A 12,261-nucleotide genomic window follows, 5' to 3' on the forward strand; every position below is an offset into this window, starting at 1 on the left:
TTTTCATAGAGATCTCCCCGATTCAGGTTACGAGAAAATTCTACTTATGAACACACCGGTTTTTCGGGGGGATTACCTTCAGCACAACAAAGTAACTTGATAATCGCGACTTAAGGTGAAGATGCCAAAAACTCGTTTGAGAGCAATCAATTCAATGACATGTCAAAACTGTACTTTCCATTGAAAATCTTACTCATGGCACTTGGCTGCAAACTCATGCTTGGTAAGATAGATCATAAAACAGCTCATTGGCTACCTTGTAAGAAATGTGGCATCAAAGGAAAAATTACGATGGGTCTTATTGATAGTATTGAAGCAGGCAAGCTGACGATCAGTGAATTGATTGAAACCTTGGCGAAAGATAAAAATTACGCAGCTTCTAAGTGGGATCAGCGATACCGTGAATTTACGACCTTGCTACAACAAACCTCAACTTTTGCTGAGCCTGAAACGGATTATTTAGTTAAGAGGCTCTGGTATGAACGTGATAACGGTATTGCCAGTATTCGTCAGGGCGTTCCATCATTAGCAGAATATCAGCAAAGCCTCCCATTGCTTAGAGAACTCACCGAACGTGTTCGTCAGCAACCGAATGAAACTACCTACCAATATGTAGGCAGTGCGCTGCAGCAGGCCAAAGAGACCGGAGAGCTTAAGCGCATGTATTGGAGTTTAAGAAATCGTGTCTTTGCCGCGTTCTCGCCAGAAAACTACACCAGTACAGTGGATGAGAATGCTTTCAATAAAGCAGCAGAATTCCTAAATCAACACTTCCATCTCGGTTTGGTACTGACCGGAAATTGGTTACAGAAAAACTATGAATTGAAACAAGCCATACACGCCCAATCTCCTAACACAGATCCTTATTACGTGAATATGGCCATCTGGCATCTCTATGAATTGCTCCGTGAACGCGATAATGAACAAAAGCAGGAGAAAGTAGCTAGCACAACATCCACAACCTGCAGTGAGCCCATCGAGAACAAGACCATTCCACATTCACCAACTAACGTGATCTTCTTTGGCCCCCCAGGCACTGGCAAGTCCTTCACGTTGCAGCAAAAAATGAAAGAGTACACTTCTCATGCAGTTCCTGCTGATCGTGATGCCTGGCTGGATTCTCGCCTTGAATCGTTGAACTGGATGCAGGTTATAACGCTGGTGCTGCTCGATCTTGGGAAACGAGCCAAAGTTCGCCAAATGACGGAACACGAGTGGTTCCAACGCAAAGCGCTGCTAAATGGCCGTAGTAGCAACTTTTCTCAAACTGCCTGGGCGACGTTACAATCCTTCACCATTCCAGGATCAACTACTGTTGCGTACAAAGGTCGTCGTGAACCTGCGATCTTCGACAAAACTGCCGATAGTGAATGGTTTTTGGTCGAATCCCAGTTAGAGCAAGTGGATGAGCTACTTACTCTTTACGCAGAATTAAAACAAGGCCCTAAATCTGCCGAAGCCATCCAGCGTTTTGCGGTGGTTACGTTCCACCAATCTTACGGCTATGAAGAATTTATTGAGGGTATCCGCGCTCGCGCTGACGAAAGTGGCAACATCTCTTACCCTATTGAGCCGGGTATCTTTATGCGGCTGTGTCAGCGTGCCAATGCCGATCCAGCACATCGCTACGCCATTTTCATTGATGAGATCAATCGCGGCAATATATCCAAGATCTTTGGTGAACTAATCTCACTCATTGAAGTAGACAAGCGTGCGGGTATGTCCAATGCAATGAGCCTGCAACTGTCTTATAGCGGTGATCACTTTAGCGTACCCACCAATGTCGACATCATCGGAGCCATGAATACAGCGGACCGTTCTTTGGCTCTGATGGACACGGCTTTGCGCCGTCGCTTTGACTTTGTCGAAATGATGCCTGATCTCTCTTTACTGAGTGGAGCTAAGGTGAAAGGCATAGAGCTTGAGTCGTTGTTAGAAAAACTCAATAGCCGCATCGAAGCGCTTTACGATCGTGAACATACACTGGGACATGCATTCTTTATGCCGGTAAAAAATGCACTCGATACCGGTGATGAAGAAGCCGCGTTTAAACAATTGAAGATCGTATTCCAGAAAAAGATCATTCCCCTGTTGCAGGAATACTTTTTCGATGACTGGAACAAGATCAGGCTAGTGCTGGCAGACAACCAGAAACAAGACGACAGCCTGCAATTCGTGATTGAGAAAACCGACGATCTCGATACGCTTTTTGGTAACAACCATGGTTTACGACGCCATGATCAGCAATCGACAGCTTACGAGCTCGAAGCATTTGATCAAGAGGTCTGGAATATGCCACAGGCTTATCGTTCAATTTATCAGCCACAGCAGACCACTCCTGATGAGCAGGCCGTAAACCATGGGTGAAGTTATCTCAGTTTTTGAATATGACCTGCTGGGGAGTGGAAAAGCGGCTTCAGTTGGCGCAAAGCTGGTGCCTCAACAGGTCTTTGATTATTTAGAAACACTTAGCCTAACAAGTGATCAAGGAAGCCAGTTTCTCAAACTCACCTCTCGTTCAGGTTTCAAATTGCTGCAGGTGCAAAACTACGCGGGGATGCTTTCTACGCCTCACGGTATCCAGCTTGAGATACTGCCCAAGATTGGTAAAAACCTCACGGCTGCGAGTGCGCGAGAAACATTCATTACGATGCTAAGTCACCTGCCTGGGTTTCGACATATTCAAACCCAGCAGGCCACTCTTCAGGCACAACGCATGCCTTTGCTCGAGATTTTTATCAGCCAATTTTTGCAAAGCGTCAGCCAATTGCTTAAACAAGGTTTATGCTCCGACTATGTGAGCGAGCAAGGTAATCTGGCTTTTATGAAGGGCAAGCTGATGCTCTCTGCACAGCTACGACATAACGCGGTAAATCGCCATAAGTTTTGTGTCGATTATGATGAGTATATGCCTGATTGTGCTGCCAATCGGCTCTTACACTCCACACTGGATAAGTTACTTAGTCTGAAGCTGTCATCAGAGAATCAACGCTGGCTTTACGAACTGCGCTTTGCTTTTGACGGTATTCCACTTAGTAGGGATATTGAGAGCGATATGAACAGCTTACGCATTGAGCGTGGTATGACTCATTACAGCGAGCCAATGGCTTGGGCGCAGTTGATCCTGAGAGGAATGAGCCCAAGTGCATTGCAGGGAAACACCAAAGCGATATCACTTTTGTTTCCTATGGAAGCGGTATTTGAATCCTTTGTGGCACAGACCCTACCCTACGAATTACCTTCTCACCTAAAAGTTTATCCTCAAGCAGCAACTTATTCTTTGGTAAAGCATGGACTTAAAGATTGCTTTAAGCTTCGCCCAGACTTGCTGATTCAATCTCGGCATCCGATTCAAACCAAAATGGTGATGGATACAAAATGGAAGCAGGTGAATAGCAGCCAGCAAAAAAAATCACTTTATGGACTAGCGCAATCCGACTTCTATCAAATGTTTGCTTACGGCCAAAAATACCTTGGCGGAACAGGCGAAATGTACCTGATTTACCCTGCGCATGATGACTTTAGCCAACCGATACCGCAGCACTTTGCTTTTTCAGAAACTTTAAAATTATGGGTTGTGCCATACAGGATAATGGCAAAACGCGGTGAGAGGATGATGTGGGCGAGTGATGTGTTAACTACATAGTGACTAAGCCATTTGGAATGGGCCAGTCCAAAACATCGACGCTGTCTCAGACAAAGTGGTTGTGTTGATAGGAATGGAGACAGTAGTCCCTCATTAACCCTGACTCGAAGGCCCTGCCGCTAGCAAGAAGCTCTTATCAAAAGTACAATCAAAACCCTAAAACAGCCCTTTTCGAATTGGAATTGCTTTTAACAGGATTTATAGTTAATAAACAACAGATTGCGGCAAAAATCTGGGAATCTGCCAACCAGATGCGGTCTAAAATTGAAGCCAACGAATACAAAGACTACATACTCGGCTTTATCTTCTACAAGTACCTAAGCGACCAGTTGGTGCAGTTTGTCACCAGACAAGGGATGACACCCGAAGACATCAAAGCCCTGAATGAAGAAGACGCCGACACCGTTGAATACGTGCAAAGCAACTTGGGCTACTTTATTGCCTACGATAATCTGTTTTCTACATGGATTGATCCAACGTCCGAATTTAACGAATCTAACGTACGTGATGCGCTTTCGGCCTTTAGCCGTTTGATTTCGCCAACTTACAAAAAACTGTTTGACGGTATCTTTACCACCTTAGAAACAGGTTTAAGCAAACTGGGTGAAAGTGCGGGCAAACGTACCAAAGCCATCAGCGACTTACTACACCTGATCAAAAGCATCCCGATGAACGGCAATCTAGGGTATGACGTACTGGGCTATATTTACGAATACCTGATTGAAAAATTTGCCGCCAATGCGGGTAAAAAAGCGGGTGAATTTTATACGCCTCATGAAGTTTCTGTATTGATGTCGAACATCATCGCCCATGAGTTAAAACACAAAGATACCATCAAAATTTACGACCCTACTTCCGGTTCTGGTTCGTTGCTGATCAATATCGGTGAGGCGTTCGAGAAATACGCGAAAAATAAAGACTGCATCACCTATTACGCCCAAGAGTTAAAAGCCAATACCTACAACCTAACCCGTATGAACCTCATCATGCGCGGAATTAAAGCCAGCAACATTAAAACCCGTAATGGCGACACCCTGGAAGAGGATTGGCCGTATTTTGATGACAGCGATCCTCAAGGCTCATACTACGCCTTACATGTTGATGCCGTGGTGTCCAACCCTCCTTACTCACAAAACTGGGACCCCAGCTTTAAAGAGAGCGATCCGCGCTATTCACGTTTTGGCCTGGCACCTAAAACCAAAGCGGATTTTGCTTTTTTACTGCACGACCTCTATCACCTAAAGCCCGATGGCATTATGGCTATCGTGCTACCTCATGGTGTCTTGTTCCGTGGTGGTGAAGAAGGTGAAATTCGCAAACAACTGATTGAACAGAATCATATTGATGCCATTATTGGTTTACCGGCCAATATCTTTTTTGGCACCGGCATTCCTAAGGTGATTTTGATACTCAAGCAAAAACGCCAAAACACCGATGTATTGGTGGTCGATGCCTCCAAACACTTTATGAAAGAAGGCAAAAACAACAAACTGCAAGCCAGTGATATCAAGCGCATTACTGATGCGGTGATTAACCGAAAGAGTATCGACAAATTCTCACAACTGGTGAGTAAAGAAACCCTGCGCGACAATGGTTACAATCTCAACATACCACGCTATGTGGATTCTTCAGCGGCGGCAGAAAGCTGGGATTTACACGCCACCATGCTCGGCGGTATTCCCAATAGGGAAATTGCCGAGCTACACCATTTTTGGCAAGCGTTTCCGCAATTGCACGGCGCTCTGTTTAAACCTAAATCCACCGCTTACAGTGAGCTGGCCATTGACACACAAGACGTCAACGCCCTCATTAGCGGGCACCCGCAAGTGTTAGAGTTTATCAGCGCCTACAACCAGGCCTTTAATGGCTTTGATGACCACCTAAACACCGAGTTAATACAAAACTGGCAAAGCGTACAGCGCAACCAGCAAGAGGCGGTATTAAGTGCCGAGCTATTTTCTCGCTTAGCCCCCATTGCCTTAATTGACAAATACCAAGCTTATCAATATTTAAACAGCCAATGGCAACTCATCAGCGCCGATTTAGAAATGATGCAAACCGAAGGCTTTGCCGCCACCAAACAAGTTGACCCCTACATTGTTATAAAGAAAAAAAACGGCCAGGACACTGAAGTACAAGACGGATGGAAAGGCCGCATATTGCCCTTTGATTTAGTGCAACAAACTTACTTAAGTAATGACTTACAGGCTCTGGCGGCTAAAGAAACCCGCCTGGAGGAAATCACCAGCACGCTGGAAGATATTTTAGAATCCCTAACCGAAGAAGAAAAAGAACAAGATCCGGTAAAAGAAAGTAAAGACGCCTTTGCCAATACCGAATTAAGCAAAGCAGCCAAAGCCTTCTTGAAAGAACAAAAAGAGAGCAAAGTTAAATTCGAAGATGAAAGCTATGAAGCCAAAATCATTCACGCGAGCATATTAATCGATGAAGAAAAAAACCTTAAGAAAACGGTCAAAGATGCCGCCACAGCCCTGCACTTAAAAACCAAAACGACCATCGAAACATTAACTGATGGCAAGTTAAAAACCTGCTGCACCTTAAATGGATTGCACCATTAAGCACAGAACTCGCTGGTATGCCAAACGCAGTGATTAGCCAGTTAACCCGCCAGGTACAATCCCTTGCTGATAAATACACTATCACCTATTCGCAAGTAGCCAGTAATATCAAAACCACCGAGCAAGAGCTGGCGGAGATGATGGGCAAGCTCACAGGTAATGAGTTTGATATGCAAGGCTTGGCAGAACTCACCAACTTATTGAAAGGTGAATAAGATGAGTGTGGATAACAAAGCACCAGAAATTCGCTTTGAAGGGTTTAGTGGGGAGTGGATTGAAAATAATTTGGGAGAATTAATTGATATTAGGTCTGCTGCGAGAGTACATAAAGAGCAATGGACTGACGCAGGTGTTCCGTTTTTTAGAACAAGCGATGTTGTATCTATTTACAAAGGGCAAGAGAACACTAAAGCCTATATTTCCCATGAGATTTACCAAGATCTATCTGAGAAAATTGGCAGGGTAAAAAAAGATGATCTACTTATAACCGGTGGTGGCTCGATTGGTATTCCTTACCTGGTTCAGAATAATAATCCATTATATTTCAAAGATGCAGATTTGCTATGGCTAAAGAACAATAAAAAGTTCAATGGATACTTTCTATATACATTTTTCTTTAGCGAATGTTTCAAAAAACATATTAAAAGTATTTCTCATACAGGAACGATTGCGCACTACACAATTGAACAAGCGAAAGCCACGCCGATAAATACATGCGACGACGAAGAGCAAACCCAAATCGGCAACTATTTCCAAAAGCTAGATGAGCTGATCAATCAACACCAACAAAAGCATGATAAACTTAACAACATTAAAAAAGCCATGCTGGAAAAAATGTTCCCGAAACAGGGTAAAACCGTCCCAGATATTCGCTTTGACGGATTTAGTAGAGAGTGGAAGGAGGTGAAGCTAAGTAAGGTATCTGACAAGATCACTGAAAAAAACACTTCTGTAATTTATTCTGAAACTTTTACCAACTCCGCTGAGTTTGGAATAATCAGTCAGCGCGATTACTTTGATAAAGATATTTCAAATTCCAATAACATAGGTGGATATTATGTAGTTCAGCCAGAGGACTTTGTCTACAACCCCAGAATATCAACGCTCGCTCCTTGCGGTCCTATCAATAGAAATACTCTGGGTAGAGCTGGCATAATGTCTCCACTTTATACTGTCTTTAGAACAAAAGATGTTAATACCATTTTCATTGAGTATTTTTTCCAGACTAAGCTTTGGCACACTTTCATGTTTCTTAATGGCGATACTGGAGCTAGGGCCGATAGGTTTTCGATTAAGGACTCAGTGTTTTTCGAATTACCATTGCTACTGCCTACACTTAACGAGCAAGACGTTATTGGTAACTATTTCCAAAAGCTCGACGCACTGATCAACCAACACCAACAACAAATAACCAAGCTCAATAACATCAAGCAGGCCTGCTTGAGCAAAATGTTTGTATAGGGAGTGCACATGATCACCTTCAAAAACGAAGCACAATTTGAGCAAGCCTTTATTGAGGTACTCACCAACAAAGGTTGGGAGCCGGAGATACTCAAAAACAAAACCGAAGCGGATTTGCTACAAAACTGGGCATCCATTTTGTTTGAAAATAATCGCCAGCGGGATCGCTTGAACGATGTCCCGCTTACCGCGACTGAAATGCAGCAAATTATTGAACAAATCAAAGAGCTTAAAACCCCTCTCAAGCTAAACGGCTTAATTAATGGCAAAACAGTGGCCATTAAGCGCGATAACCCAGCCGATACTTTGCATATGGGTAAAGAAGTCAGCTTAAAAATATACGATCGCCAGGAAATTGCTGCAGGTCAAAGCCGTTACCAAATAGTACAGCAGCCTAAATTTGAACGCGGCAGCCCTTTGCGTAACGACAGACGAGGTGACGTGTTGCTACTGATTAACGGTATGCCAGTGATCCATGTAGAGTTAAAGCGCAGCGGTATCCCGGTTAGCCAGGCCGTAAACCAAATTGAAAAGTACAGTACAGAAGGCTTATTTAGCGGCCTTTTTTCGCTCATCCAGGTATTTGTGGCTATAGCGCCAAACGAGACCAAATACTTTGCCAACCCCGGACTAGACGGCAAGTTTAACCCCGATTATCAGTTTAACTGGGCCGATTTTAATAACGAACCCATTAACTACTGGAAAGACATCGCCTCTACCTTGCTTTCTATCCCTATGGCGCATCAGTTGATTGGCTTTTATACCGTCGCCGACGATACCGACGGCGTGCTTAAGGTAATGCGCAGTTATCAGTATTACGCCGCCAATGCGATATCAGACAAAGTAGCCAAAACCAACTGGCAACAGCTGGGTAGCGCTAATAACCCTGATCGTCTCGGGGGGTATGTGTGGCATACTACCGGTTCGGGAAAAACCATGACCAGTTTTAAATCGGCGCAGTTAATTGCACAATCGAAAGATGCCGATAAAGTGATTTTTTTAATGGACAGAATTGAGCTGGGTACCCAATCTCTGACGGAATATCGCAATTTTGCTAGCGATGGTGAAACCGTTCAAGCTACAGAGAATACTCATGTACTCATTACCAAATTAAAAAGCAGTGCAACTTCCGATACATTAATTGTTAGCTCCATTCAAAAAATGAGTAATATTTTTGAAGAAGCTGATGATGAGGGAACAGCAACAAATTCAGCTGATGTAGAAAAAATCCGTGCTAAGCGCCTGGTATTTATTATTGATGAAGCACATCGCTCGACGATGAGTGGAGGCAAAGAAAATAAACTAGGCATGCTGGTAAGCATTAAAAAAACATTCCCTAAGGCACTCTTTTTTGGTTTTACCGGCACGCCGATTCATGATGAAAATAAAATCAATAGCAATACTACCGCTGATGTTTTTGGTAACGAGTTGCATCGCTATAGCATAGCAGATGGTATACGTGATGGTAACGTTTTGGGATTTGATCCTTACAAAGTACCTACTTTTAGAGATAGTGATCTAAGGAAAGAAGTTGCATTAGAACAAGCCAAGGCTGAATCGGTTGCTGATGCGATGGCTGATCCAGCAAAAAAGAAAAAGTTTAATCACTTTTTAAATGACGTACCGATGGCTGGCTATAAAGATGCCACAGGAAAATACCATAAAGGCATTGAAGATTATGTACCTAAAAGCCAATATTTAACGGCTACCCACCAGGAAAAAGTCGTCAGTGACATTTTAGATAAATGGGATGTACTCAGTCAAGGCAATAAATTTCACGCGATTTTATCCACAAATAGCATCGCTGAAGCGATTGACTATTACCGGCGTTTAAAAGTGGCCAAACCTGAGCTAAAAATCTCAGCCTTGTTTGACCCAAATATTGATAACGACGGTAGTGGTGACCGAGGCCCAACCTTTAAAGGCGATGGGCTGGATGAAATCATGAGTGACTACAATAAGCGTTATGGCCACGATTTTGATTTTGCTCGCCACGCCGCTTTTAAAAAAGATTTAGCGGCACGCCTTGCTCATAAAAAACCTTACGAACGCATTCATACCGAGCCTTCAAAACAATTAGATTTATTGATTGTAGTGGATCAAATGCTCACTGGTTTTGATTCTAAATGGCTTAATACTTTGTATTTAGACAAGGTGATAAAATACCAAAATATAATTCAAGCGTTCTCACGCACCAATCGCTTGTTTGGTCCCGACAAACCCCACGGCATCATCCGTTATTACCGCTACCCACATACAATGGAGCAGCACATTAATGCTGCGGTAAAACTCTATTCCGGCGATAAACCTATCGGCTTGTTTGTTGACAAGTTAGAAAGCAATCTTAAAGCCATAAATGAATTAGTAGCTGACATTACTGAGCTGTTTGTTACCGCTGACGTGGAGAATTTTGAAAAACTGCCAGACGATATAGAAGCCTGTGCCCAATTTGCCAAGTTGTTTAATACCTTTAACCAGCACCTGGAAGCGGCTAAAGTACAAGGCTTCCATTGGGAACAGTCGGTCTATTCCTTTACTGAAAATAATGCAGAACATGAAGTAACGCTAGCTATAGACGAACAAACTTACCTGAGTCTGGTCCTGCGCTATAAAGAATTAACAGCCAAAGGTGAGCACGATGGTGCAGGTGGTGGCGATGTGCCTTTTGATATCAGTGGTTATTTAACTGAAATAGATACCGGCAAAATCGATGCCGACTATATGAATAGCCGATTCGATAAATATTTAAAAGAGCTGAACAAACACCAGGACCCTGCAAGCATTGAATCCACATTAAATGAACTGCACAAGTCGTTTGCAACACTCACCCAAATTGAGCAGAAATACGCCAAACTCTTCTTGCACGACTTGCAGCGCGGCGATGCGCAGCTAGTTGAAGGCCATACTTTCAGAGACTACATCAACATCTACAAAGATAACGCTGAAAATGCGCAAATAAATGCCGTTGTTAATGCTCTTGGTTTAGATAAAGCACTGCTCATAGCATTAATGATTGATAGTGTTAATACAAAAAATCTAAACGATTTTGGTCGCTTCGATGCATTAAAAGAATCGGTAGATAAGGCAAAAGCCAAGATCTATTTTGAAAAACAAGACGGCATAATCATATCTCCATTTAAGTTGAATATACGTATTGATCAATTTTTAAAGCAGTTCATTTTTGCACAAACGAATAATTTCTCAAGTGGCAGTGATGTTGTTGATGTCGTGAAGTGATGGATATTCTTCCCTCAGCATAAGTGTGGCAGGCTTATGCTGAGGTTTTTTTTTGAGGGGCTGCATCATAAACTCGATAAAAGTTATGCGGGATGCTTACAACTGTCTTGGCTAAGTCGTGTGTCTGCAATTAGCAAATTAGCAAATTAGCAAATTAGCAAAAAAATAAGGCATGCCCAATGCTTGCCTAATAGAAACTATTTTTAATCAGCCCGTATTTAATTTAGCAAAATCAAACGGACTAACCCCCTTCTCCCGATTCGCATCTAGGTAATTCGCCCACCACTGCAGCATCAACCTACGCTCACCCAGATGCTCCGCCTTATGGATATAAGCCGCCCGCACAGAGCTACGCTCCTGATGGCTCATTTGCCTCTCTACCGCATCCCTCGACCACAATCCCGACTCAATTAACGAGCTACATGCCATTGTCCTGAAACCATGCCCACAGACTTCCGTTTTCGTGTCATAGCCCATCACTCGCAAAGCCTTGTTCACCGTGTTTTCACTCATGGGTTTACGAGGATCGTGATCCCCAACGAAAATCAGTTCTCGATTTCCATTAATGCTTTTGATCTTTTCCAAAATAGCGAGAGCTTGCCGCGACAAGGGAACAAGATGAGGCGTGCGCATTTTCGAACCACGCTGAGAATGCTTAACACCTTCTAAGGGTTCACGCTCGCCCGGAATCGTCCACATAGCCGTTTCAAAATCTACTTCAGACCAGCGAGCAAAACGCAGTTCGCTTGAGCGGATAAAGACTAACAAGGTAAGTTCGACAGCAAGTCGGGTTAATGGTCTTCCGGAATAGTGATCAATGCGATGAAGTAATTCAGGAATACGATTAAGCTCCAAAGCCGCACGATGCTGTCTTTTCGCCGTAGCAACCGCACCGGCAATCTCTTGCGCAGGATTGTAGTCGATTAAACCACTCTGAACGGCAAAGCGCATAATCGCGGTAGTACGCTGCTGTAAACGGGCGGCAACTTCGAGCCGCCCGGATGACTCGACGGCTTTGATGGGGACAAGCAGATCCCGTGTCTTCAATTCAGCAATGTTCCGCTTACCGATGGCTGAAAAGAGATTATCTTCCAGGCTTTCCAATACACGAGCACTGTGCGACTCAGACCACTTTTGATTGCTGGCGTGCCAGTCTCTGGCTACCACTTCAAACGTTATCGCCTCTTGCTCCAGCTCTACCTTAACGGCTTTCTTGTTCTCACTGGGATCGACGCCATTAGCTAATAGTTTACGGGCTTCACCCTCTGGCAGGATAGTTGACACCCCAAACTGAAAATCTTTATGGGGGCGACGGAGTCTGTTATGAAACGCTATTCA

At 43.7% G+C, this 12,261-nt stretch carries 7 protein-coding genes; 6 read left to right on the plus strand and 1 reads right to left on the minus strand.

Going from position 1 to position 12,261, the window contains the following annotated elements:
- Positions 1-291 precede the first annotated feature (291 nt).
- From FCN80_RS24625 to FCN80_RS24645, 6 genes are all read left to right on the plus strand, one after another.
- Positions 292-2,367: an McrB family protein gene (locus FCN80_RS24625; protein WP_136992965.1), complete on the plus strand. Its 2,076-nt coding sequence runs from the start codon at positions 292-294 to the stop codon at positions 2,365-2,367.
- The gene (locus tag FCN80_RS24630; protein ID WP_104460847.1) at positions 2,360-3,646 is read left to right on the plus strand and encodes an McrC family protein; all 1,287 of its coding nucleotides are present in this window, start codon (positions 2,360-2,362) and stop codon (positions 3,644-3,646) included. The genes FCN80_RS24625 and FCN80_RS24630 overlap by 8 nt, the downstream gene beginning before the upstream one ends.
- A gap of 176 nt (positions 3,647-3,822) precedes the next feature.
- Complete coding sequence (locus FCN80_RS24635; protein WP_230492930.1) at positions 3,823-6,225, plus strand: type I restriction-modification system subunit M; 2,403 nt, start codon at positions 3,823-3,825, stop codon at positions 6,223-6,225.
- Positions 6,226-6,242: 17 nt separating this feature from the next.
- On the plus strand, positions 6,243-6,440 hold the full coding sequence (locus FCN80_RS27080; protein ID WP_230492931.1) for a hypothetical protein: 198 nt from the start codon (positions 6,243-6,245) through the stop codon (positions 6,438-6,440).
- Position 6,441: 1 nt separating this feature from the next.
- Positions 6,442-7,686, plus strand: coding sequence for a restriction endonuclease subunit S (locus FCN80_RS24640; protein ID WP_136992966.1), 1,245 nt, complete (start codon positions 6,442-6,444; stop codon positions 7,684-7,686).
- A 9-nt stretch (positions 7,687-7,695) separates the two neighbouring features.
- Entirely contained in the window at positions 7,696-10,923 is a 3,228-nt protein-coding gene (locus tag FCN80_RS24645) for a type I restriction endonuclease subunit R (RefSeq protein ID WP_136992967.1), read from the plus strand.
- 207 nt (positions 10,924-11,130) lie between these two features.
- On the opposite strand, the gene FCN80_RS24650 is transcribed toward FCN80_RS24645, so the two are convergent.
- Positions 11,131-12,207, minus strand: coding sequence for a tyrosine-type recombinase/integrase (locus tag FCN80_RS24650; protein ID WP_230492932.1), 1,077 nt, complete (start codon positions 12,205-12,207; stop codon positions 11,131-11,133).
- Positions 12,208-12,261 lie beyond the last annotated feature (54 nt).

The organism is Martelella alba, assembly GCF_005217455.1.
Classification (GTDB): domain Bacteria; phylum Pseudomonadota; class Gammaproteobacteria; order Enterobacterales; family Enterobacteriaceae; genus Acerihabitans.

Excerpts from the sequence above, each read along its gene's own strand:
- FCN80_RS24625 (WP_136992965.1), top strand. The coding sequence starts at position 292 with ATGGGTCTTATTGATAGTATTGAAGCAGGCAAGCTGACGATCAGTGAA.
- FCN80_RS24630 (WP_104460847.1), top strand. The coding sequence starts at position 2,360 with ATGGGTGAAGTTATCTCAGTTTTTGAATATGACCTGCTGGGGAGTGGA.
- FCN80_RS27080 (WP_230492931.1), top strand. The coding sequence starts at position 6,243 with ATGCCAAACGCAGTGATTAGCCAGTTAACCCGCCAGGTACAATCCCTT.
- FCN80_RS24640 (WP_136992966.1), top strand. The coding sequence starts at position 6,442 with ATGAGTGTGGATAACAAAGCACCAGAAATTCGCTTTGAAGGGTTTAGT.
- FCN80_RS24645 (WP_136992967.1), top strand. The coding sequence starts at position 7,696 with ATGATCACCTTCAAAAACGAAGCACAATTTGAGCAAGCCTTTATTGAG.